Annotated in this window: 22 protein-coding genes; 17 read left to right on the forward strand and 5 right to left on the reverse strand. The window is 38.7% G+C overall.

Annotation, left to right across the window (positions count from 1 at the left end; genetic code table 11):
* Positions 1-43: 43 nt before the first annotated feature.
* The 4 genes from ilvB to EWU23_RS10940 all read left to right on the forward strand — a co-directional run bounded on the left by ilvB (position 44) and on the right by EWU23_RS10940 (position 5,036).
* Positions 44-1,786, forward strand: a complete 1,743-nt coding sequence (gene ilvB, locus EWU23_RS10925) for a biosynthetic-type acetolactate synthase large subunit (protein WP_166232078.1) — start codon at positions 44-46, stop codon at positions 1,784-1,786.
* 10 nt (positions 1,787-1,796) lie between these two features.
* Positions 1,797-2,327 carry an acetolactate synthase small subunit gene (ilvN, locus tag EWU23_RS10930; protein WP_166232250.1) on the forward strand — a complete coding sequence of 177 codons (531 nt, stop codon included), beginning with the start codon at positions 1,797-1,799 and terminating at the stop codon, positions 2,325-2,327.
* 52 nt (positions 2,328-2,379) lie between these two features.
* On the forward strand, positions 2,380-3,423 hold the full coding sequence (ilvC, locus tag EWU23_RS10935; protein ID WP_166232080.1) for a ketol-acid reductoisomerase: 1,044 nt from the start codon (positions 2,380-2,382) through the stop codon (positions 3,421-3,423).
* Between the two features lie 473 nt (positions 3,424-3,896).
* Positions 3,897-5,036 (forward strand): 2-isopropylmalate synthase, encoded by a 1,140-nt coding sequence (locus EWU23_RS10940; RefSeq protein WP_166232082.1) that lies wholly within the window; start codon positions 3,897-3,899, stop codon positions 5,034-5,036.
* Here EWU23_RS10940 and EWU23_RS10945 read toward each other — a convergent pair.
* Positions 5,033-6,121 (reverse strand): mechanosensitive ion channel family protein, encoded by a 1,089-nt coding sequence (locus EWU23_RS10945; RefSeq protein WP_166232084.1) that lies wholly within the window; start codon positions 6,119-6,121, stop codon positions 5,033-5,035. The genes EWU23_RS10940 and EWU23_RS10945 overlap by 4 nt on opposite strands.
* 92 nt (positions 6,122-6,213) lie before the next feature.
* Between EWU23_RS10945 and EWU23_RS10950 the strand changes: the two genes are divergently transcribed.
* Positions 6,214-7,548: a hypothetical protein gene (locus EWU23_RS10950; RefSeq protein WP_166232086.1), complete on the forward strand. Its 1,335-nt coding sequence runs from the start codon at positions 6,214-6,216 to the stop codon at positions 7,546-7,548.
* Between the two features lie 8 nt (positions 7,549-7,556).
* Positions 7,557-8,102, forward strand: a complete 546-nt coding sequence (lptC, locus tag EWU23_RS10955) for an LPS export ABC transporter periplasmic protein LptC (RefSeq protein WP_166232088.1) — start codon at positions 7,557-7,559, stop codon at positions 8,100-8,102.
* On the opposite strand, the gene EWU23_RS10960 is transcribed toward lptC, so the two are convergent.
* The 4 genes from EWU23_RS10960 to recN form a co-directional block, all read right to left on the reverse strand.
* The gene (locus EWU23_RS10960; protein WP_166232090.1) at positions 8,099-8,530 is read right to left on the reverse strand and encodes a c-type cytochrome; all 432 of its coding nucleotides are present in this window, start codon (positions 8,528-8,530) and stop codon (positions 8,099-8,101) included. The two genes, lptC and EWU23_RS10960, sit on opposite strands and share 4 nt — an antisense overlap.
* Positions 8,531-9,073: an SCO family protein gene (locus tag EWU23_RS10965; RefSeq protein WP_235942206.1), complete on the reverse strand. Its 543-nt coding sequence runs from the start codon at positions 9,071-9,073 to the stop codon at positions 8,531-8,533.
* 70 nt (positions 9,074-9,143) lie between these two features.
* Positions 9,144-9,539, reverse strand: coding sequence for a hypothetical protein (locus EWU23_RS10970; protein WP_166232094.1), 396 nt, complete (start codon positions 9,537-9,539; stop codon positions 9,144-9,146).
* A gap of 12 nt (positions 9,540-9,551) precedes the next feature.
* Entirely contained in the window at positions 9,552-11,216 is a 1,665-nt protein-coding gene (gene recN, locus EWU23_RS10975) for a DNA repair protein RecN (protein WP_166232097.1), read from the reverse strand.
* A 143-nt stretch (positions 11,217-11,359) separates the two neighbouring features.
* Between recN and sucD the strand changes: the two genes are divergently transcribed.
* The 11 genes from sucD (at position 11,360) to EWU23_RS11030 (ending at position 22,820) form a co-directional block, all read left to right on the forward strand.
* Entirely contained in the window at positions 11,360-12,238 is an 879-nt protein-coding gene (sucD, locus tag EWU23_RS10980; RefSeq protein ID WP_166232099.1) for a succinate--CoA ligase subunit alpha, read from the forward strand.
* Between the two features lie 11 nt (positions 12,239-12,249).
* Positions 12,250-13,437, forward strand: coding sequence for a hypothetical protein (locus EWU23_RS10985; RefSeq protein WP_166232101.1), 1,188 nt, complete (start codon positions 12,250-12,252; stop codon positions 13,435-13,437).
* Positions 13,438-13,528: 91 nt separating this feature from the next.
* Positions 13,529-14,317, forward strand: a complete 789-nt coding sequence (locus EWU23_RS10990) for a uroporphyrinogen-III synthase (protein ID WP_166232103.1) — start codon at positions 13,529-13,531, stop codon at positions 14,315-14,317.
* Between the two features lie 112 nt (positions 14,318-14,429).
* Complete coding sequence (locus EWU23_RS10995; RefSeq protein WP_166232105.1) at positions 14,430-15,431, forward strand: PorP/SprF family type IX secretion system membrane protein; 1,002 nt, start codon at positions 14,430-14,432, stop codon at positions 15,429-15,431.
* A gap of 160 nt (positions 15,432-15,591) precedes the next feature.
* Positions 15,592-16,704 (forward strand): T9SS ring complex lipoprotein PorK/GldK, encoded by a 1,113-nt coding sequence (porK, locus tag EWU23_RS11000; protein WP_109323656.1) that lies wholly within the window; start codon positions 15,592-15,594, stop codon positions 16,702-16,704.
* A gap of 41 nt (positions 16,705-16,745) precedes the next feature.
* Positions 16,746-17,498, forward strand: a complete 753-nt coding sequence (gene porL / locus EWU23_RS11005; protein ID WP_166232107.1) for a type IX secretion system motor protein PorL/GldL — start codon at positions 16,746-16,748, stop codon at positions 17,496-17,498.
* 33 nt (positions 17,499-17,531) lie between these two features.
* Positions 17,532-19,127 carry a type IX secretion system motor protein PorM/GldM gene (porM, locus tag EWU23_RS11010; RefSeq protein ID WP_166232109.1) on the forward strand — a complete coding sequence of 532 codons (1,596 nt, stop codon included), beginning with the start codon at positions 17,532-17,534 and terminating at the stop codon, positions 19,125-19,127.
* Between the two features lie 13 nt (positions 19,128-19,140).
* Positions 19,141-20,043 (forward strand): type IX secretion system ring subunit PorN/GldN, encoded by a 903-nt coding sequence (gene porN, locus EWU23_RS11015; RefSeq protein WP_166232111.1) that lies wholly within the window; start codon positions 19,141-19,143, stop codon positions 20,041-20,043.
* A gap of 137 nt (positions 20,044-20,180) precedes the next feature.
* Positions 20,181-20,444 carry a hypothetical protein gene (locus EWU23_RS11020; protein ID WP_166232113.1) on the forward strand — a complete coding sequence of 88 codons (264 nt, stop codon included), beginning with the start codon at positions 20,181-20,183 and terminating at the stop codon, positions 20,442-20,444.
* Between the two features lie 98 nt (positions 20,445-20,542).
* Complete coding sequence (pyk, locus tag EWU23_RS11025) at positions 20,543-22,015, forward strand: pyruvate kinase (protein ID WP_166232115.1); 1,473 nt, start codon at positions 20,543-20,545, stop codon at positions 22,013-22,015.
* Between the two features lie 34 nt (positions 22,016-22,049).
* Positions 22,050-22,820: a lysophospholipid acyltransferase family protein gene (locus tag EWU23_RS11030; protein WP_166232117.1), complete on the forward strand. Its 771-nt coding sequence runs from the start codon at positions 22,050-22,052 to the stop codon at positions 22,818-22,820.
* Positions 22,821-22,828: the final 8 nt, after the last annotated feature.

Below are 22,828 nucleotides of genomic sequence, written 5' to 3' on the forward strand. Positions count from 1 at the left end.
GTCGAACCATTTAACTGAAACAAAATAAAGACCAATTGTTACCATGGGAAAAACCCAAATAGAAGCTACTCAACCCACATCAACTCAATCCTCAAATTTTAAAACTGGGGCTCAAGCGGTTATGCAATCGTTGGTTGAGCAGGGGGTGAGTACCATTTTCGGATATCCAGGTGGGGCCATTATGCCTACCTACGATGCTTTGTTTGATTATCGTGATCAATTAAAGCATATTTTAGTGCGCCACGAACAGGGTGCTGGTCATGCCGCTCAGGGCTATGCCCGTATGCTGAATAAGGCGGGGGTTTGCTTAGTAACTTCAGGCCCTGGAGCTACTAATTTAATTACACCTATTGCCGATGCCATGTTGGATTCTACTCCCTTGGTCTGTATCGTAGGTCAAGTGAAAACCAATTTATTGGGTACCGATGCTTTTCAGGAATGTGATGTGATTGGCATGTCCATGCCGATTACGAAGTGGAATTATCAAATTGTGGACCCTAACGAAATCCCTGAGATAATTGCGAAAGCATTTTACATAGCGGAAACGGGTAGGCCAGGACCTGTTTTAATTGAAATAACACGTTCTGCGCAAGCAGAAATGATGTCGATTCCATTTGAATACAAAAAATGCGATTCGATTATATCCTACAAACCAAGATTAGAGCCAAAAGAAGAACATGTGGAGGCTGCCGCTAAGTTGATTAATGGAGCTAAGCGTCCTTATATTTTGGCAGGTCATGGAGTATTAATTGCTCAGGCAGAAAATGAATTAAAGGAATTTGTAGAGAAAACAGGTATTCCCGTGGCTACAACCCTATTGGGGATGTCAGCCATGGATGCAGATCATCCGCTTTTTGTGGGTTGGCCAGGTATGCATGGAAACTATGGAGCCAATGTGTTGACCAATTCATGTGATGTTTTGATTGCTATTGGGATGCGTTTTGATGACCGTATCACTGGTGATTTAAGTACCTATGCCAAACAAGCCAAAGTGGTGCACATTGAGGTGGATCCAAGTGAGATCGATAAGAATGTGAAAGCTGATGCACCCGTAGTTGGAGATGCCAAAGCTGCCTTAAAAGCTTTATTGCCCTTAGTGAAAAAGGCCGATCATAGTGAGTGGAGAGTGGAGTTCAAGAAGTATGACGACGAGGAGTATGAAAAGATTACCAAGAAAGATTTATATCATGAAGGTAATCAAATCAAAATGGGAGAGGCCATAGCCTTATTGTCTGATAAGACTAAAGGAGAAGCAGTAGTGGTGACGGATGTAGGTCAACACCAAATGATTACCAACCGGTATTACCGATTCAAGAAGCATAATTCCATTGTAACGAGCGGAGGAGCAGGGACCATGGGCTTTGCCTTGCCTGCTTCCTTTGGAGCGAAAGTAGCCGTTCCTGATCGTGAGGTCGTTGCAGTGATTGGTGATGGTGGATTCCAGATGACTTTGCAAGAATTAGGGACAATCGCACAAAGTGGTTTAGCTGTGAAGATTATCATCTTAAATAATAATTTCTTAGGCATGGTTCGTCAGTGGCAATCCATGTTCTTTGATAATCGTTATTCCTTTGTGGAATTACAAAACCCTGATTTTATAACCATCGCTAAAGGCTTTGGAATCGATGGGCATACGGTGAGTGACCGAAATAATTTAGGGGAATCTTTAGATACCTTATTGAACTCGAATAAGCCTTATTTATTGGAGATTATTTGTGAAAAAGAAGAGAATGTATTTCCTATGGTACCTGCGGGTGCTTGTGTGACTAAAGTAATGCTTGAGTAGAAATTATATGTTGACAACTTACACTATATCGGTATTTACTACCAACACGATTGGTTTATTGAATCGTATCACGATTATATTTACGCGCAGAAGGCTGAATATTGAGTGTTTGACCGTTTCAGAAACCGAGCGTAAAGGGGTGTCTCGATTTACCATTGTGATTCGCAATGAGAACCGGGAAATTGTGGAAAAATTGGTGCGTCAAATACGCAAGATCACGGATGTATTGGCGGTATTTGGTTATTTAGACGATGAAATTGTGTTCAATGAAATCGCCTTATTTAAAATAGCCACGCCTTTGGGCTCACCCGCTTTGGATGTAAAAACCATTAATTTGGATTGGAATGCCAAGGTGGTTCATTGGGGTTTAGATTATGTGGTGGTAGAAAAAAATGGATCTGAAGAAGAAATCAATGAATTCTATGCTTATTTGAAGCAATGGGAAATATTGGAATATATTAAGTCAGGCCGTGTAGCTGTAGGTAAAACAGAAAAAGGATTAGTGGAGTATTTACCGGAAGGTGACTGGGAAATTGTATAAGTATAGAAAGTATAATAGATTAGAAAAGAATATAAATTAAACAAAAACGAAAATGGCAAAGATTAATTTCGGTGGGGTTGTTGAAGATGTAGTAACAAGAGAAGAGTTTCCATTAGAGAAAGCTAGACAAGTATTGGCTGATGAAACAATTGCAGTTATTGGTTATGGAGTTCAAGGTCCAGGTCAAGCATTGAACATGAAAGACAATGGTCTGAATGTGATTGTAGGTCAACGTAAAGGGAAAACCTATGACAAGGCTGTTGCTGACGGCTGGGTTCCAGGTGTAAACTTATTTGAAATTGAAGAAGCGCTTCAAAAAGGAACGATTATCTGTTATTTACTTTCAGATGCGGCTCAAATTGAAATGTGGCCAACAGTGAAGAAATATTTGACAGCTGGTAAGTCATTGTACTTCTCTCACGGATTCGGTATTACCTACAAAGAGAAAACAGGTATTATCCCTCCAGCGGATGTGGATGTATTCTTAGCAGCTCCTAAAGGTTCTGGTACTTCACTTCGTCGTTTGTTCGTAGAAGGTAAAGGGTTGAACTCTTCCTTTGCTGTATATCAAGATGCAACAGGTAAAGCTCGTGAGAAATGTATCGCCATGGCAATCGGTGTAGGTTCAGGATATTTGTTTGAAACAGATTTCTACAAAGAAGTAACTTCTGACTTGACAGGTGAGCGTGGAACATTGATGGGTGCTATCCAAGGTATTTTTGCTGCACAATATGAAGTATTGCGCGAGAACGGTCACTCACCTTCAGAGGCTTTCAATGAGACGGTGGAAGAATTGACGCAGTCATTGATGCCATTAGTAGCGGAGAATGGAATGGATTGGATGTATGCCAACTGTTCTACTACGGCTCAACGTGGTGCATTGGATTGGTGGAGACCTTTCAAAGAGGCTACTAAACCTGTATTTGAGAAATTATATAATTCAGTAAAAACTCAAGCGGAGGCTGCTCGTTCAATCGATTTGAACTCAAAGCCAGATTACCGTGTGAAATTAGAAGCTGAGTTAGCGGAATTACACGACTCTGAAATGTGGAGAGCTGGTGCTGCGGTACGTAGCCTTCGTCCAGAGCGTAGCTAATATAGCGATGTTTAAACAAGGGAAAAGGGGCAATTTATTGCCCCTTTTTTTTATGGTAAAAAGCAAAAAACGCTCACCTTTTCCTAACGCTGTCAAGGTTTCAAACCTTGACAGCGTTGAGCGTTAAACGATTTTCAAAACTTTTTTATTGCCAATTTTCTATCAAGTTATTGATAAATCAAGCTTTTAGTTAACCGATATAGTTGTATCAAACAATTTCGGGATTTGAATTAGGGATCATTAGTAAAAAATAAAATTGATTTTATTTAATAAAATTTTATTCTAGACATAACTCGTATAAAAGGTGATTATTCTGAATTTTGCATATAATTTAGATTTTTATTCTTAATTAATCTGTTTATTTTAATTTTTACGGATTTTTAATCTAAAAATTTACCATCGTGGCATTTTTGTTTTTTGGTTAATAATGTAATTAAAGCTAGTTTTGCCAACTAATTAACAGAAACAAACCTATGAATAATCGTATACAAATATTTGATACCACTTTACGCGATGGAGAACAAGTACCCGGTTGTCAGTTAAACCGTGAGGAAAAAATCGAAGTAGCAAAAGAACTCGAAAAATTAGGTGTCGATATCATTGAGGCGGGTTTCCCCATTTCTTCCCCAGGCGACTTTGCTTCGGTAAAGGCCATTGCGGAAGTGATTACAGAGGCTACAGTCTGTGGTTTAACACGTGCAAGAAAAGAAGATATTGACGCAGCTGCAGAGGCTTTAAAGTCAGCACGTAAGCCACGAATACATACAGGAATTGGTGCTTCAGATGTACACATCAAGCATAAGTTCAATTCAACTCGTGAGAAAATTATAGAGCAGGCTATTTGGGCAGTAGAATATGCCAAATCCTATGTGGAAGATGTGGAGTTTTTTGCAGAAGATGCTGGCCGTGCGGATTTGCCTTTTTTAGCTCAACTAACCCAAGCAGTGATCAAGGCTGGAGCCACGGTGGTCAACCTCCCTGATACCACGGGTTATTTATTGCCCCACCAAATGCATCAGCGTATTTCGTACCTGTTTGAGCATGTTGATAATATCCATCAGGCTACCATCTCCATGCATAATCACAATGATTTAGGTTTGGCTACAGCCAATACCATCGCAGGAATACAGGCGGGTGCTCGTCAAGTGGAGGTAACCATTAATGGTATCGGTGAAAGAGCCGGAAATACTTCTTTGGAAGAAGTAGCCATGATTTTAAATGTACACAAAGACCTAGGATTTACAACAGGAATCAATCCAAAATATTTATATCCCATTTCTAATTTAGTTTCTAATTTGATGGGTATGCCTGTTCAAGCTAATAAAGCGGTTGTAGGAGCAAATGCTTTTGCTCACTCATCTGGTATCCACCAAGATGGCTTCTTGAAACATGCTCAAAATTATGAGATCATGAATCCTGAAGATGTAGGAGTTCCTTCTTCTGCTATCTTATTGACTTCACGTTCTGGCCGAGCTGCCTTACGTCATCGTTTGCAGTTACTAGGTTTTGAATTGGAAAAATCGGAATTGGATAAACTATACACTCGCTTCCTATTGATGGCAGATGAGCGTAAAATGATACATGATGAAGATTTGAAAGAACTAGTTGGCTAGTTCATATTAGGAGCCGCTGCACTGCTTACTAAGCTAATTCCCGCTTGATGTAAACAGGTTAAAATGCCTAAATTAATCTCTTGTTTGACGCTTTGGAATTTGCCAAAATCACTCGTTTGGACAAAAAATGTAATGGAGATATCTAAAGAATACGTACCAAAGCCCTCAAATATAATTTTGGGGGCTTTTTTCTTGCATAGTGGTTCTGCCAAAATAAGTTGTTCGATTTGAGGTAAAACTGTTTGAATTTGTTCAGGTTTACTTTGAAGCGAGCAAGACAAGGTATATTTCGCCCGACGGAAGTTCCGATCGCTCATGTTTTCTAAGGATTGGGACGTTAATAAACGATTTGGAATCATGATTAAATTGCCATCCAAAGCTCTTAAGCGGGTACTTCTAAAGCCAATTTTTTCGACATCTCCTGATATACCCCCCACCTGAATGCTATCCCCCACCACAAAGGGTAAATCAAGAAAAATAGTAAATGATGCAAATAGATTTTCTAAGGTTTCTCGTGCCGCCAAAGCCAAGGCCAATCCTCCTAATCCTAATCCTGTAATGAGGGCCATGACATCTACTTGAAACACTCGACCCAATAAGACAAATCCAGACCCAGCAATAATAAATACCATACCTAAGTCGTTCAGGAATGGAATGAATTGTTGTTTTGACTTTTGCTCTACCCCCTGCCATTTTTGTTGGGCAATCAAAATAATCACCTTTAACATCCGGACCACTAACCAAGTGAATGTAATGATGACGGCTGTTTCAAAGGCTTTTTGCAATAAAAACAACAAACCAAATTTTTCAACTGGATTGAAATGCCAAGCGCTAGGAACATGCAAATATTGAATACTGAAATACAGAAAGATCCAAAACAGCAAAAGCTCTACAGGTTTTCTCAACAATTGGATGCAATCTTGAACCTGGATAAACTGATTTGGCAAAAAACGGAAAATGATTTTAGAAAAGGAATTGGAAAAGAACCTTCTCAGTACTAGGCCAATAACCAATATCCCACCAAAAAATAATATATCCTCCGCCGAATTTTCCAATAAATACCAATTAGCCAATGCTGCTCTCATCTGAATTATCAATTTTGCCCCCAAATATAGAGAATAACTTAGTCGAATGTGAAAAAAAAGTACGACCTTTGCAGACTTACAGGCTAAGCTGTATGGTAAATTATTTTATGATTCTTCGTCCTTTGATTATCCAAAATTCTAAATTAAAAGCAAGCCGAGCCTTGTTTTTAGCACTTAGCTTATTATTTAGTGCCATTTATAGTTTTCAAACTTCTGCCCAAACTATTTTGAATTCGCCACTTTCCTATATTGGGATGGGGGAGTTGGATGAGGGAGGAAGCCCAAGTAATGCCATGATGGGTGGTTTAGGAGTATCCAATTCCAATGGAATTTATACCAATATGATCAACCCGGCTCTATTGGCAAGAAATAGATACACCGTTTTTGAAGTAGGTGCCAAAACAGAACTAAAAGAATTACAAGATACGCGTCAGCGCCAGCAAATTTTTGGCGGAAATTACCATTCCTTAAATTTAACATTACCCATTTCTAGTCGCTGGACAGCATCTATCGGAATACGTCCTCATTCTTCTGTGGAATATGCAACCCGATCGTTTCGTCGTTTAAACTTATTAGGCGTAGATAGCTTAATTTATAGCTACGATGGTAGTGGTGGTGTGACTAAGTTGACATTCAATAACGGTGTCCGAATTGGCAAAGATTTTTATGTGGGTGTCGGTATCGATTATTTATTTGGAACGGTCAATCGTAATGTTTCTACCCAGAATTTATCAGATGGACAGTACTACAAAATACAATTAGAAAATAGGATAGATTATTCAGATTTTCTTTTTAGAGGTGGTTTGGCCTATCGCAAACAATTGAAAAATGACCTTTATGTCAATCTGGGGACCTCCTTTGATTTAAGTTCTACCCTTAGCTCGAAGCAATTGAAGCGTTTCGCCATCATGGATCTTTCCGGAATTACGGCCATCAATGCGGATACCTTAAATAAGTCAACTCCATTTACTCAAAACCTTCCCGTTACTCAACACTTCGGTGTCAGCATAGAAAAATTAGCCAACTGGATGATTGGGATAGATTATTCCAGAACAGATTGGACCAAAGTGGAAAATAATTTAGGACGTTCTACCAAACTACCTGTCAGTTCACGCTGGTCAGTAGGTGGAGAATATACTCCTGATTTTGAAGCTATATCCAATTATTTTAAAAGAGCGACTTACCGTGCGGGATTCAGTTATTCCACTACCCCGTATGATTACTTAGGAAATGGCAAATATGCTGTGGATAAGTATGTCAGTCTAGGGCTTGCTTTGCCTTTACGAAATCTTTCTTACTTGAATATCGCATACCAAATTGGTAAACGCGGCGTCTTGGCGGATAATGGTTTAGAAGAACAATACCAACGAATTACCATTGGCTTAACACTTAGTGATCTTTGGTTCCAAAAGGTAAAACTCAACTAACACGTCCCATGCGCGATTTGAGAAATCTCTTTTTGCTGCTTGTACTGTCAATTGTTTCTCTAGCTTGTCGAGAAGAAAAAACAGCTAAAAACCTGATGTATGTTGGCCCGAAATCCGAATTAACGGATATCGATATGGTCTATTCTGATTCGGCAAGAACCGTAGTCCGAATGGTGACACCCTCCCAAATCACTTTATATTCTGAAGATCGAGTATATCCCAAAGAAGTAAAACTTTGGTTTTACGATAAAATGGGAAATGTTACTTCGCAGATCAGAGGCGACTCCGCTCATTTTTTTAAGCAAAAGAATTCCTATAAACTGATGGGGAATGTGCAGATTTTTAATGTGCAACAAGAGGAAACGTTAAAGACGGAAGAATTTACTTGGTTGCCTGAAGAAAAGCGCGTCTTTACGGATAAGCCCGTTCAAATACGTACTAAGAAAGAAATCATTTACGGTGTCGGTATGGATGCCGCTCAGGACTTTACCCACTATTCCTTACGTCACGTAACCAATTCTGTCTTGACGGTGGAGAGTTTCCCGACCGACTAAGGACAGTTTTTTAAAGCCAATCGAGCACTATCTAAAGAAAAAATCCGAGGGTCATTTCCCCATTTATCACGAAGATAGGTAACGATTTCAGCTACATCCAGTGCTTCTAATTTATTGTTCCCTGGCATGTAATTTTGATATGATTTTTGATTCACTAGAATGGCTTCTTTTTGGCCATTTTTGATGATGCAGGCAATTTGACTCGCATTTAATCTTTTCCAAAGGTCTGTTTTGGCTAAAGGAGGGTATAAATCTTTTAATCCTGAACCCTCTTTCTGATGGCAATTTTCACAGTGTTTCTCGTATTGCATCATTCCTTCCACCACATATTGTTGCCTGAAAATTTCCTCCTTGCTTTGGCAAGATGACTGAATAAGGAGTAATGTGCTTGCTGCCAATAGGCCAAGAAAGGCTTGATTGATTTTCATTTATTTTTCTTTCAATAATAGTTCTATGTCTTCCATTAAATGGTTAACCTCTTGTTCTTGGGTTCCATCATAAATACCCCGCACATGTCTTTGCTTATCCACTAAAATAAAAGCCCCACTGTGAACAAATCCACCGGCTTCATTTTTGTCTTCTTGGGCTGTGACCATAAAACTTTTTTGCCCTAATTCGTAGATTTTAGCCTTTTCTCCTGTGACCATATTCCATTTAGGAGATTGGACCTGTAACCTAGATGCATATGCCTTCAACACATGCGGCCGGTCAAAGTCAGGGTCTATACTAAACGATAATAAAGCTAATTGGTTTTCATGGGCATAGCGCTCATACAAACGTAGCATCTGCGTTTTCATTTTGGGACAAATCGTAGGGCAGGAGGTAAAGAAAAAATCAGCAACATAGATTTTCCCCTCGTAATTTTTGTCGCTTACCCAAGTGGAATCCTGATTTAAAAATTGAAAGGAAGGAATCTGGTGATAAACAGTATCTACCTTTCCGTTTTTTACGACCGTATCCTTATGACCCATTATGGGCAACGTTTTTTTCTCCTGACATGCAGTAAAAAGTATAAAGGAGCAGAAAATGAGTCTCCCCAACTTATTTTTTATATTGATTAGCGGCATGTAGCGTGGAGTCTGTCAATGTTTCTATCGTCTTTAATTTATTCAATTGCTCATGGAGGTAGCTCAACTTAGCTTTGAAATCCATGGTCGACAAGGAGTCGATGGAAAATTGATGCATCCAATTCATCATTTCACTATCCGCCTTATCCAAAGATTGAATCAGCTTTTTTACATGTACCGAATCTGGTCCTTTACTTAAACTATCCAAACTCGTTTTTAACTGAATGATTTGTTCCGTTTTTGGCATTAATTCATCATGCAAAGTCATGACTGAATCATTTAGTTCTTTTACAGCGGTATCCTCGGTTTGGCTACAAGATGCTAGAGCTATAATTACTACAAATAGGTGGAATATAGTTTTGGATTTCATATAGGAATTTTTCTACGATGGATTAATCTTCATAAGTTTGCGGACATTTTCTTTCAAATCGACGTAACCAGAATGTCCACCAATCATTTTAGCAATTTCATCAATTCTTTCTTCCCCCACTAAGGTTTTAATGCTGGATACCGTTTTTTCACCTTCGTGATTCTTGTATACAAACCAGTGGGTTTGGCCTGTTACGGCTATCTGTGGCAAATGTGTGATGGCAATCAATTGATGCTTTTGGCTCATTTGAGTTAGCATTTGACCCATTTTGATGGCAATTTCACCCGAAACACCTGTGTCGATCTCATCTAATATTAGGGTAGGCAAGGCTCTTTTTTGAGCTAATAAATGCTTGATAGAAAGCATCAATCGACTTAATTCACCTCCAGAGGCAATTTGCTTAAAGGGTTTAGGAGCCAAGCCTTTATTGGCTGAAAAAAGTAATTGGATTTTGTCTTGCCCTGTTTTTGTCAATTTTGTGGTTTGAACCTCCCAAGCCAAACGGGCATTGGGCATTCCTAATTGTTGTAAAGAAGACATGAGGATCTCCTCAATGGCATCCAAGGATTGTATCCGACTGTTTTGTAATTCAAGCGCTTTTTCTTGTGCCAAATTTTCAGCTTGTAGAAGGGCCTTATTCGCTTCCTCTAAGGCTTGGTCTACATTTTCATATTGGGCCAATTCTTCTGAAAATTGCTCTCTCAAGGCGATCAAGCTGACTATATCTTTCGTTTGATATTTTTGCAAAAGGCGATTCAAAAGATCAAGCCTTTTTTGACATTTTTCCAACTCTACGGGATCCGACTGGAATGATTCAGCTTCTCCTTCTACTTCAGCTGAAAGGTCTTTTAATTCAATCCAAAGGGATTGAATTCGTTGATTCCATTGTTCAAACGATTGCCCCCACTTGGATAAACTCTGACTTAACTGCCGGGCTTGCCCTATTTGTTCCAAAGCTGCAGATTCCGATAAACTCAAGTAATTGGCTAGTTGAGCAAGCTTTTCCTGTATCTGTTCTGAATTCTGTAGTTTCTGTAATTGCTCAATGAGCCGTTCATATTCTCCAATGTCTAAATAAGCCTTTTCTAATTCATCCCATTGAAATTGTAAAAAATCGATGGCTTGATTCCCTAGTTTGGATTTTTGAGCCAATTGTTCTTGATGATGATGGGCTATTTGAAATGCTTTAAACGCTTTTTCATAAGATAATTTTAATACTTGATTTTGAGCAAAATCATCCACCAGCTCTAATGCAAAATCAGGATGCCCCATCCAGCCATTATCCTGCTGAGAATGGATGTCTACCAGTTCTTGGCCAATCCGTTTCATGCTTTCCAAGGTGACAGGCGTGTCATTGATAAAACTTCTGGACTTTCCCTGAGGGTTAATTTCTCGACGGATCAGGCAAGGGTCATCAAAATCAATATCTTCTTGCTGGAATATCTCCTTTAAATGAGGATAAGCAGCTACGGAAAATGTACCTTCAATCACACATTTTTTTTGGTTGTCATATAAGCTTTTGCTATCGGCTCTTTGTCCTAAGAGCAATGAAATGGCACCTAATAGGATTGATTTTCCTGCACCCGTTTCACCCGTAATTACAGTCAAGCCCTCAGCTAGTTGTAAATCTAGCTGATCAATCAATGCATAATTTTGAACCTCTAAGTGCCTAAGCATGTATCTGAAATAGAAGCTTAAATTTACGGAAAATTATTTGTTGAAATATTTATTTACTCGCTCTTAAAGCTTTTTAAATTAATTTATCAATAATTTGTACCTTTGGAAAAATTTTTCGCCTTAGAATAATTAAACCAGACAAAATGAGTGTTTTAGTAAATAAAAATTCCAAAATTATAGTTCAGGGTTTTACCGGTACGGAAGGAAGTTTTCATGCCGAGCAAATGATCGCTTATGGAACCAATGTCGTAGGCGGTGTTACTCCAGGTAAAGGAGGCGGGACACATTTAGATCGTCCTATTTTCAATACCGTAGCCGAAGCTGTTGCTAAAGCTGGAGCTGATACATCCATTATTTTTGTTCCGCCTGCATTTGCTGCTGATGCCATTATGGAAGCTGCTGATGCTGGAATTAAAGTGATTATTTGTATCACAGAAGGTATTCCTACTAAAGACATGATCATAGCGAAGGAATATATTTCTACTAAAGAGTGTCGTTTAATTGGACCTAACTGTCCAGGTGTGATGACAGCTGAAGAATGTAAAGTGGGTATTATGCCAGGCTTTATTTTCCAAAAAGGTAAAGTGGGTATCGTTTCTAAATCAGGTACTTTAACCTATGAAGCGGTAGATCAGTTGACAAAAGCTGGTTTAGGCCAAACTACAGCCATCGGAATTGGAGGAGATCCTATCATTGGAACAACAACCAAAGAAGCGGTCGAACTATTAATGAATGATCCAGAAACCGAAGGTATCGTGATGATTGGTGAGATTGGTGGTGGAATGGAAGCTGAAGCAGCACGTTGGATTAAAGCCGATGGAAATAGAAAGCCAGTAGTTGGTTTTATTGCTGGTCAAACAGCTCCTAAAGGTCGCCGTATGGGTCACGCAGGTGCCATTATTGGTGGTGCTGATGATACGGCAGAAGCTAAAATGAAGATTATGCAAGAATGCGGCATTCACGTGGTGTACTCCCCAGCCGATATTGGAGAAACCATGTTGAAAGCATTGTCTGCTAAGTAAAATACCAAAGGATGATTCCTTTTATTGAAAAATCTGCTTCATTTCACGCATTCGTGCTACGATGGAGCAGATTTTTTTTATGGGCTTTCCTGCTTACTTCAACGGCCCATGCCGCTGTTTGGAAGCCCATGCATTCCATTGAAAAAGAATGGTTGGTTTATCAATCATCTTGGAATAGTTTCTTGCCCTATATTCCAAGTCAACATTATGCTTACCATTCTAAATCCATACAGCTCAGTAATCGGGATTATTATCAAGCATATTTGACTATTAAGCCCAAAGAAACCTATCATTTGTTTATTGATGGTGCATTTCAGCGGAAACTAGACAAGGGCGAATTGGTCAGAATGTCTTTGGATAGCTTGCTCAAGGAACATCATAAGGAGCAAGTGATGGCTACTTTTTATAGCAGTACCTTAGAAGGTCTACCGGGAGATTTAAGTATTGAAAAAAAATTTGACCAGGTCATTGCTCAAAATCGAGAAGTGCAATTGTTCTTGAATCGAGCCCCGGCTGTTTACACCCATTTTTTTACCTTAGGTTTTTTAGTGCTCTTGGCGTTTTTGGGTTTGCTATTTGCCGGATTCCCCCGATATTTTCAAGTGTATTTTCGCTTTAGCGATTGGATCAATTGGGAAAGCAAAGAAAATGCCATGGTCAAAAGCCCTTTTGCCTTAGCCAATTTATACGTGCTTTTCATATTAAGCCTCCTGATTTCCTTAATGGCATTTTATAATGGAATCACCTATCGTTCAGGAGATGCTTTTTTTGTGAATGAAGAAAACTATAGTACACTAATGCCCTCTTTGTGGTTTGTTTTCTCCAGAACTTTGCTGGCCTACCTCATTTTTATTTTGCAGTATTTTATATTTCAACTTTTTGCCAATTTATTTAAACTGAAATCAGTTGCGAATTTACATTTCTTCAAATCCATTCAAGCTAATATTCAATTCTTTATCATCGTATTCATTGGAATTGGATTGTATGCCGTATACCAAGGTCCAGCCTATTCCATTGATATGGAAATAGTTTCATATGTACTGAACACATATTTACTCATTCGTTTTGTTTATTTTACTCAAGTTTTTAATAAAGTTCTATCAGTCAATAGGTTATCTCTATATGCCTATTTGATTATTACAGAGGCCATCGTCATTTTGTTTGGAATTCGGGAATTGATATTTCCACAATACACCTAGACTAAAGAGAGTGATTATCAAGATTTTTTTTTGTATATTTGCCACATAAAGTTGACTATTCTAGATTGTCGAGTTAATACAAATTTGATTTATGAGTGAAATAGCTAACGTTGCTACCCCGGACATCAAGCGGTTAAAAAAAGTTAAAAGTATATTAGTTACTCAAGCAGCGCCTACTGATGCCAAGTCTCCTTATTTTGAGATCGAGAAGAAGTATGGTGTTACAGTGGATTTTCGTCCATTCATTGAGGTGCGCGGTATTGCCTTTAAAGATTTCCGAAAGCAGAAGATTAATATTTTAGAGCATACGGCCATCATCTTTACTAGCCGTAATGCCATAGATCATTTCTTCCGTATTTGTAAGGAAGCAAAAATTGAGGTGCCTTCGGATATGAAGTACTTCTGTATCACCGAGCAAACAGCCAACTACCTGCAGAAATACATTGTCATCCGTAAGCGTAAAGTGTTTACTGGGACAAAGACGGCATTGGATTTATTGGAAATTATCAAAAAACATAAATCGGAGAAGTTCTTATTCCCTTGCTCTAACAAGCGCCAAAAGGATTTACCAGATTATATGGGAACGAATGATTTCCAATTGACAGAGGCTGTGATGTACGAAACGGTATCAGCTGATTTGTCAGATCTAGAAGAAGTATTTTATGATGTGTTGGCATTTTTTAGCCCATCAGGAATTACCTCTTTATTTGAGAATTTCCCAGATTTCAAGCAGAATAATACGCGTATTGCCGCATTTGGCTCAACAACCGCTCAGGCTGTAACCGATGCTGGTTTACTATTAGATATTCAAGCACCCATGCCCAATGCCCCATCCATGACGGGTGCACTGGAACATTATATCAAGCAAGCAAATGCTTAACAAAAAAGCCCCGATTCGGGGCTTTTTTGTTAATATGTGTCACGGAGTTTTCTCGTTTGAAAATAATGCTTATTTTTAGCCATCAAATCGCCTAACAAGCTAAAAATTGAACATGCGCTTCAACAAGCAATCAGTCATTTTAACCTCTTGGATTTTTGTGTGCTTTGGCATAGGACTGTTGTTTTGGAGTCCTAGCATGTTGGCTCAACAAGATCCAGGTTTAAGCATGTTCCAGCTCAATGCGATGAATCAAAATCCTGCCAATTCAGGATTAAGGGGAGCATCATATGCTCAATTGCATTATCGAAATCAATGGACACAATATGAAGCTAGTATCGAAGGACCAGGAAATCTAGGAACTCAATTGCTTAGTGTTTCCCTGCCTATAAGTAAATGGAATCTTGGTGTTGGTTTGTTGGTTATGTCCGACAAAACTCCATCTGGAGTCGGTCAGCAATCCATGAAAATTCAGTTGGCATATCATTATACCATAGGAGAAGCCATTTTTTCAGTTGGGTTACGAGGAGGTTTACAAGGAAAATCATTTGATGGCCGTGTGTATCGAATAAGAGATGATAATGATCCTATAGCTAGCCAGTTGTCAGGAAAAGTAATCAGTCAAAACCAATTTGATCTTGGTTTAGGCATGCTTTATTCCAAAGATAATTGGCAAATTGGGTTTTCAGCAGACCACCTAACTTCTCCTAAATTTACCATGGATACGCCGCAAGGTAATTTGCCGGTTAATCTGGTGGCCGCTATACACGGTTCAGCTGAAATTGTCTTGTCAGAGAATTTGGCTGCCATGCCATTTGCGCAGGTGCGCTATTATTCTAGTGAAATTTTACCTGAGTTAGGAAGTAGATTCGGGTACAAAGATTTGTTTTGGTTAGGAGGATCCTATCGATTAAATGATGCCGCTATTGGTATGGCTGGAGTTTCCTTATTGCAGCAAAGGTTAGATATTGGTTATTCATTGGATGTATCCATGGTGCAAGCATCGGTAAAAGCACCATTGACTCATGAGATATTTGTGCGCTTTCAATTACCTTCATTTCAATCTAGTGGAATAAAGGGCCTTCCAGTGAGAACACCTAGGTTTAAGATTTTATAGGAATTCAATATAAGGCATAAAATTTTGTACTTTTGCTGAAATATTCCTAGAAAATGCTTTAAATTTGAGGAATTTGAATGAGTGTGAGTAGGGTATATGTGTGTAATAACAATTTTTTAAACCCTGTTACGTTAACAAACAGTAATTTTAATTTGCTTCTATGAATTTTCAATTTGTTGAAAAGAGATTAATAGTAGGACTTTCGATTTTGGCGATGGCTGTCGTTTTGAACAGTTGTGGATCCAAAAACTCAGGTGGTTCTAAGACGCTAAGTAGTAAGAAAGGCTCATCGGGTAAAGGAATTTTGGGAATTGGCAAAGCTAATAAAGAGGTTCCTGGTGTTCAGAATGGAGAGATCGTTGCTACTACACGTAAGGGATGGTCACAACCTACTCCTTATGGCATGGTATTAGTTCCATCAGGAAGTTATATGATGGGTCAAGCAGATGAAGAGGTTTCACACGCAGGCGTTAATTTTAACAAGCGAGTGACCGTAGCGGCCTTTTATATGGATGATACGGAAATTACCAATCATGAATACCGTCAATTTACCTATGCTTTACTGAAAGATTCGGTCTCTGTTTTAGGAGAAGATAAAATCATGTCGGAATATTATCCTGACACTACCGTGTGGAAGCGTGATTTTACATACCATAACGGCGACCCGATGACAGAATATTATTTTTCTAGTCCAGCCTTTGATCAATACCCTGTGGTAGGTGTCAGCTGGGTGGCTTCCAAGTATTTTTGTTTGTGGAGAAGTAAATTGATGAACGATTATCGTAGAAAACAAGGTCAATTTATTTTACCTCGCTTTGAGCTTCCCTCAGAGTCAGAGTGGGAGTGGGCAGCACGTGGAGGAAGAGCATCAGCTAAATATCCTTGGGGTAATCCTTATATTTCCAATGCCAAAGGTTGTTTGTTAGCCAACTTCAAACCACATAGAGGTAATTATGATGCCGATGGTTATTCCTATACAGCTCCAGCCAATGCCTATGATCCCAATGATTTTGGATTGTATAATATGGCAGGTAACGTAGCAGAATGGTGTGAAGATGCTTATGCGGATAATGCTGTAGCAGTCACTTGGGATTTGAACACGGTCAATAAAGATTCAGATGAACCAAGAAAAGTAACTCGTGGTGGTTCATGGAAAGATATTGCTTATTACCTTGAAACAGGTACTAGAGCTTATGAATTGGAACAAAACAAACGTTCATACATTGGGTTTAGATGTATGATGCGCTATTTGGGTCGCCCTAAACAAAACTAAATTTTACTCTTTTTCTAAAATTATATTACATTCTTTTTAACATGGAAAAATCAATCAATGTCATCGCTAGTTTTGGTGCGGCAGTCGTAATTGTAGGAGCCTTATTTAAAATTGTCCACTGGGATGGAGCCAACGAAATGTTGATGGTTGGTATGTTCACCGAAGCGGCCATTTTTATTTTGTTTGGGGTATTGTACTTACAAGCAAAACCAGAAAAATCGTATGATTGGGAAAAGGTTTATCCCGAGTTAGTAGGCGGTGCTCCTGTAGCTAGACCAACTTCTACCGGAGGTGTTGATGCCTTAGCCAGCTTAAAAGGTTTGGGACCAGAGGTGGTAGAAGGTTTGACAAAGAGTTTGAAAGGTTTGACAGAAACAGCGAATAGTTTGCAAGATATTTCTAAGGCTACCGTGGCGACACAAGATTTTGTAAAGTCTTTGTCATCTTCTTCGGAATCATTAGGAACATTAAATAAATCTGTTTCTGAAGCAGCGAATTCATTAGGAGCAATTTCGGTATCTTCAGTAGAAGCAGCTAAATATGCACAACAATATGCCAAAGCAGGTGATCAGTTATCTACTTTGAATACGATTTATGAAACAGAGATCCAAGAGGCTACCAAGCACTTGAAAGCCATCAACAGTTACTATGGTAATGTTAATTTGACAGTGGAACAAATGGCCGCTACCCAAAAAGATGCGGAGTTGTTCAAAACGGAATTAGCCAAATTGAATGCGAATATTCAATCATTGAACCAAGTGTATGGTAGTATGTTAACAGCTATGAAAGGCTAATTTTTTCCACTTTAGCTTTGATCTCATAAGTATATGGCAAGTTTAAAAGAGACCCCCCGGCAGAAAATGATCGGGATGATGTATTTGGTACTCACCGCCCTGTTAGCTTTACAGGTGAGTGATGCTCTTTTACAGAAGTTTACCTTGTTAAATAATAGTTTGGAAATTGCAAATCAATCAGCAAGTTCAAAGAATAAGAGTATGGTTACAGGAATTGAAGAGCGAATTAAAGATCTTCCTAATCCTGCTGCCTATGCTGATATTCTTAAGAAAGCCAATGAGGTTCGCAAATTGGCAGATGAATTAGTGAATCACATTGATGGATTAAAATCCAAAGTGATAGAAACAGGTGGTGGGATAGATCCAGAAACAGGAACGATTAAAAATCCAAAAGAAGAAGAGAAAGTATTCGAATTGATGGTTGGAGCTAATTCCAAAGGAGAGGCATATCAATTGATTCCGATGTTTGATCAATATGTAGCTAAATTGCAGACTATCGCTGATCCTGGAACTAAATTTCCATCGCTAGCCTTAGCTGCCAAAGATGATCCTGTGGCTAGTCGTGATGCAGCACAATCCAATAAAGATTTTGCGGAATTGAATTTTGAACAAACACCAGTACCAGCTGCGTTGGCTACTTTAAGTCAGAAGCAAGCAGAGATTAGACGTTATGAAACAGAAGTGTTAAGTCAATTGGCTTCCAAAGTAGGAGCTAAAGAAATTAAGTTTGATAAAGTTTTTGCTCAAGTGTCAGCTAATGCCAATACCGTAGTAGCAGGTATGGAATACCAAGCGGAGGTGTTCATTGCAGCCACATCATCTGGTTTTACGCCTCGGATGAGTTTTAATGGAGCTTCTATTCCCGTGGTGGACGGACGTGGTCAAATTAAATTTAAGACTTCGGGTGGAGGATATGATGCGAATGGACTTTCTAAAAAGACTTATACCGCTACGGTGGCCTACATGAGTCCAGCTGGTCCAAAAACAGAATCCATCCAAAAAGAATATTTTGTTTTAAAACCCACCTATAATATTGAAACAGCCACTTTACCAGCTCTTTATTTGGGTTGTGCCAATCGCTTAAGTGTGGTGAGTCCAGGTTTAGGTGCATTATGGAATCCACAGTTCTCTGCAGAAGGTGGAGAGGTTATTCCTGGTCAAAATAGAGGTAAGGTGACAGTTGTCCCTTCTTCTGCAACCATTACGTTAAATGTGAATAACGGAGGTACTTTATTAGGAAAAGAGACGTTTAAAGTACGTCGTGTTCCTAGACCAGATGTGCGCATCTTTGGAAATGGAGGGGAGTTAAATGAGAAAAAAGGAACTAGCGCTTCTGGTTTAAGGACCTTAGATGCTAGAGCCATAGCAGACGAATCATTTAAAGCTACAAACCCTGATGATGCCAATTATCGTGTGGCTCAAGTTTATGTAGCTCTAGTGCGTGGTCAAAGAAAAATTGACGAAATAGCCAATTTGCCTGGTTCAGGTTCAATTGCTAAGTTAGCTTCTCAAGCACAGCCTGGAGATCGCTACTATATTGAAGTGAAAGAAGTTCAAAGAAAAAATTTCAAAGGAACCATTGAAACCATACCAGTATCAATGGTCAAAAATATTCCTTTGAGTGATTAGGAAAACCCTGTATATGAAATCAGTCAATCAATTTTTATTGTTAGTTTCTCTGATCTGTGGATTTAGTGCCATGGCTCAGGAGAAACCAGTTGATGAATCTAAGTTGAATTCAGTGCGTCCCATTGATCCAGCTAACATTCATTACAAAGCTCGTTTATGGCGCAGGATGGATTTAAATGAGAAAATCAATCAGCCATTTTTCTCTGTTAATAATGAGATTTCTAAATTTTTAGTAGAATGGGTTGAAGCAGGTATCTTAGTGCCTTATGTGAACGATTCATTAGTTACTAAATTAACAGCTGCTCAGTTTAAAGAAAAACTACGTATGGATGATTCCATAGGAGAAGGAAGTCTTTCTGAAGCGGAGAAAGCAGCTGGTTTTGGAGCAGAAGGAGGAGATAAAAAGGCCGCTGTAGATGATGGATGGGGAACAACAACCAAGCCTGGAACTGCTGCTAAAAAAACAGATGATTTTGATACAAAACCTTCAACGAATCTAGATTCTTATTTTTTCCCGAAAGAACTTTCCATTATAGAAATCAAAGAAGATGCCATCATCGATCGTCAACGGTCAAGATTGTATTTTGATATTCAGGCATTTACTTTAATTATTCCTGCTTCTAAAACCAAAGCTGGATTTGATAAACCAGTTGCTTCTTTCCGTTACAAAGACGTATATAAGCTGTTTAGAAGTAACCCCAATTGTATTTGGTATAATGCAGAAAATGAAACTCAACATAAGAATATGGCGGACGCCTTTGATTTGCGAATGTTTCAAGCCAGAATTATCAAGAAGGGTAATCCCGAAAATAAATTCTTAACGGATATTTATAGTTCTGACCGTGAAGGGCTTTTGATGTCTCAGCAATTGGAATATAAGTTATTAGAAATGGAACATGATATGTGGGAAAATTAAAATAGAAATAGGCTATAGGAAAGGAGGCATAGGCCTCCTTTTTTTTGTCCAATACCTTGATATTTCTTGCGTATTATCAATATGTTTATTCAATGATGTTAGTGAAAAGGAGAAATTGTATCATTAATTTTCTCACTATGCAATGTCTTAAACAATTAGAACGCTTACATCGAATTCATCGATTAATTCAACACGAATCCACAGGTTCAGCAGCCTCCTTCGCGGAGCATTTACATATGTCGCCCCGTCAACTAGGTACGTACATGGAAGTTTTGCGAGATATGGGAGCACCCATTACCTTTTGCTCAGTTATTAAGAGCTATAAATACAGTTCGCCCGTCAAGTTTGATTTTGAATTACGTCTTTTTGTGTCTGATAAATTGGTTTATTCTTTAGATTAGTCAGATTACAACTAATTTTGGATATGATTTAATACAATTATTCAATTTTTTGATGACTAAGCTGTAACTTGCAGGGTAAATTGAACAATTAAGTATATATGTCGTATCAACGCAAGACAAAAATAGTAGCCACTGTAGGTCCAGTATCTGAATCAAGAGAATCCTTAATTCAATTAGCAAAAGCTGGAGTAAATGTATTCCGTTTGAATTTCTCACACGGAACTCATGAAGATCATCTGGAACGTTTAAAAACGGTTCGTTCGATTAGCGAAGAGCTAGGTTTGAATTTATGTATTCTTCAAGATTTGCAAGGTCCTAAAATTAGGACTCAGATGGTGGAGAACAATGGTGTTTTATTAGAAGCAGGCAAACAACTCATCTTTGCAATGGATGAAAACTTGCTAGGAACATCAGAGAAAGTGGGTACTACCTATACATCGATGTATTTAGATGTAAATGTAGGGGAGCGTATTTTGATGGATGATGGTAATTTAGAAGTAAAGGTTCTTGCCATCGATAAAGAGAAAAAAGAAGTCCTTACGGAAGTGGTTTATGGGGGTATTTTGAAATCTAAAAAAGGTATTAATTTACCAGGAACGAAGGTTTCTTTACCCTGCTTAACTCCTAAAGATGAGGCGGATTTATATTTTGGTTTAGATCATGGAGTTGATTGGGTTGCCTTGTCATTTGTACGTAAGGCTTCAGATATCATTGATATCAAAGAAAAAATTAGAGCTTACGGTAAAAATACTCGCGTGATTGCCAAGATTGAAAAGCCAGAAGCGATAGATCATTTAGATGAAATTATTGAGGCTACTGATGGTATCATGGTTGCTCGTGGTGATTTGGGTGTGGAAATGGATGGAGCAGTAGTACCTTACTTACAAAAAGTAATGGTGGAGAAATGTACAGCAGCAGGTAAGCCCGTTATTGTGGCGACTCAGATGTTAGAATCCATGATTCAAAACCCTGTTCCAACCCGTGCTGAAACTTCTGACGTGGCCAATGCTGTGCTTCAAGGAGCTTCTGCAACTATGTTAAGTGGTGAATCTGCCTCAGGTTCTTATCCAATAAAAGCGGTGGAGACAATGGCGCATATTCATGAGATTGTGGAACAGCAGCAAAATGCCATTTCTGTTATTAAAGGAGATGAAGTCGCTATTTATTTCAAGAACCATGCTTTAGCACAAAGTTCAAAAGAAGTAGCACTAACCGATCGTTTGATTGCAGGAGCTTGTCGTTTAGCACGTGATTCCAAAGCCAAAGCCATTCTTTGTATTACTAATTCAGGTCATACGGCTTTCCGCTTATCTGCACACAGACCTAAAGCAGACTTATATGTCTTTACTTCTGACAAACAGTTGATGTCCACCATGGGCTTGCTTTGGGGGGTGAAAGTATTCTTTTATGATCCATCAGCAGAGAGCGCAGAAAAAACTGTAGCTGCTATGGTGGATAAATTAAAACAAGATCAATTATTATTAGCAGGGGATGTCTTTGTAACGACCTTGTCTATTCCTGCACATTCGGGTAAGAAAACCAATACAGTACAATTAGGGGTGGTTGAATAAAGCCCCTAATTGTTTATTTTTGGGTGTTTAAAGCATGAACAAAAAGAATCCATTTTTTTCTAATCCTTTCGTAGGTCTTTTTACTCTTTGGTCCATGTTTTGGTTCATTGTCGTTTTTCTGCTTTTTTACCCCTTCATTTTTGTTTTACTTCAAAAGCTTAGTTACCGGAAATATGCGGCTAAATTGGTGCGTATATGGGCTAAGTGCTTCTTCTTTTTTAGTTTTATTCGCTTTGAAGTAAAACACCATTTTGTGCCTGATAAAAAACAGAATTACGTTTTTTGCGCCAATCATTTCTCTTTTTTAGATATACCCGTGATCGTTTACCTATTGGAGCATTATACCTCTTTTGTTGGTAAAAGTTCTTTAAGCAAATTACCATTGTTCGGATATATGTATGCACGATTGAATATTTTGGTTAATCGATCCGATAATGCCAGTCGAGCTGGTTCATTAGCTAAAGCTTTAAAAGCATTGCAATCTGGCAGAAGTATAGCCATATTTCCAGAGGGAGGAATTGTGTCAAAGAAATATCCGTATATGGCTAAACCGTTGAAAGATGGGGCATTGATTATGGCAATTCAGCAGCAAATACCTTTGGTGCCTATCAGTTTATTTAATAATTATCAAATATTCTCCGATAAACCATTGATGATCCGACCAGGAGTAATTCGTGCGGAGATTCATCCTCCTATCATAACGAAGGGATTGAGCATGGATGATGTGCCCATGTTACGAGAGAAGTTGTACCATATCATTCAAGATCCCATCTTGAAATATTATTCCTTAGATGAACCTCAATAAATAGGGCT

Origin of the sequence: Aquirufa beregesia, from assembly GCF_011090385.1 — a bacterium.
Classification (GTDB): Bacteria; Bacteroidota; Bacteroidia; order Cytophagales; family Spirosomataceae; genus Aquirufa; species Aquirufa beregesia.

Excerpts from the sequence above, each read along its gene's own strand:
- ilvB (WP_166232078.1), top strand. The coding sequence starts at position 44 with ATGGGAAAAACCCAAATAGAAGCTACTCAACCCACATCAACTCAATCC.
- ilvC (WP_166232080.1), top strand. The coding sequence starts at position 2,380 with ATGGCAAAGATTAATTTCGGTGGGGTTGTTGAAGATGTAGTAACAAGA.
- EWU23_RS10940 (WP_166232082.1), top strand. The coding sequence starts at position 3,897 with ATGAATAATCGTATACAAATATTTGATACCACTTTACGCGATGGAGAA.
- EWU23_RS10945 (WP_166232084.1), bottom strand. The coding sequence starts at position 6,121 with ATGAGAGCAGCATTGGCTAATTGGTATTTATTGGAAAATTCGGCGGAG.
- EWU23_RS10950 (WP_166232086.1), top strand. The coding sequence starts at position 6,214 with ATGGTAAATTATTTTATGATTCTTCGTCCTTTGATTATCCAAAATTCT.
- lptC (WP_166232088.1), top strand. The coding sequence starts at position 7,557 with ATGCGCGATTTGAGAAATCTCTTTTTGCTGCTTGTACTGTCAATTGTT.
- EWU23_RS10960 (WP_166232090.1), bottom strand. The coding sequence starts at position 8,530 with ATGAAAATCAATCAAGCCTTTCTTGGCCTATTGGCAGCAAGCACATTA.
- EWU23_RS10965 (WP_235942206.1), bottom strand. The coding sequence starts at position 9,073 with ATGGGTCATAAGGATACGGTCGTAAAAAACGGAAAGGTAGATACTGTT.
- EWU23_RS10970 (WP_166232094.1), bottom strand. The coding sequence starts at position 9,539 with ATGAAATCCAAAACTATATTCCACCTATTTGTAGTAATTATAGCTCTA.
- recN (WP_166232097.1), bottom strand. The coding sequence starts at position 11,216 with ATGCTTAGGCACTTAGAGGTTCAAAATTATGCATTGATTGATCAGCTA.
- sucD (WP_166232099.1), top strand. The coding sequence starts at position 11,360 with ATGAGTGTTTTAGTAAATAAAAATTCCAAAATTATAGTTCAGGGTTTT.
- EWU23_RS10985 (WP_166232101.1), top strand. The coding sequence starts at position 12,250 with ATGATTCCTTTTATTGAAAAATCTGCTTCATTTCACGCATTCGTGCTA.
- EWU23_RS10990 (WP_166232103.1), top strand. The coding sequence starts at position 13,529 with ATGAGTGAAATAGCTAACGTTGCTACCCCGGACATCAAGCGGTTAAAA.
- EWU23_RS10995 (WP_166232105.1), top strand. The coding sequence starts at position 14,430 with ATGCGCTTCAACAAGCAATCAGTCATTTTAACCTCTTGGATTTTTGTG.
- porK (WP_109323656.1), top strand. The coding sequence starts at position 15,592 with ATGAATTTTCAATTTGTTGAAAAGAGATTAATAGTAGGACTTTCGATT.
- porL (WP_166232107.1), top strand. The coding sequence starts at position 16,746 with ATGGAAAAATCAATCAATGTCATCGCTAGTTTTGGTGCGGCAGTCGTA.
- porM (WP_166232109.1), top strand. The coding sequence starts at position 17,532 with ATGGCAAGTTTAAAAGAGACCCCCCGGCAGAAAATGATCGGGATGATG.
- porN (WP_166232111.1), top strand. The coding sequence starts at position 19,141 with ATGAAATCAGTCAATCAATTTTTATTGTTAGTTTCTCTGATCTGTGGA.
- EWU23_RS11020 (WP_166232113.1), top strand. The coding sequence starts at position 20,181 with ATGCAATGTCTTAAACAATTAGAACGCTTACATCGAATTCATCGATTA.
- pyk (WP_166232115.1), top strand. The coding sequence starts at position 20,543 with ATGTCGTATCAACGCAAGACAAAAATAGTAGCCACTGTAGGTCCAGTA.
- EWU23_RS11030 (WP_166232117.1), top strand. The coding sequence starts at position 22,050 with ATGAACAAAAAGAATCCATTTTTTTCTAATCCTTTCGTAGGTCTTTTT.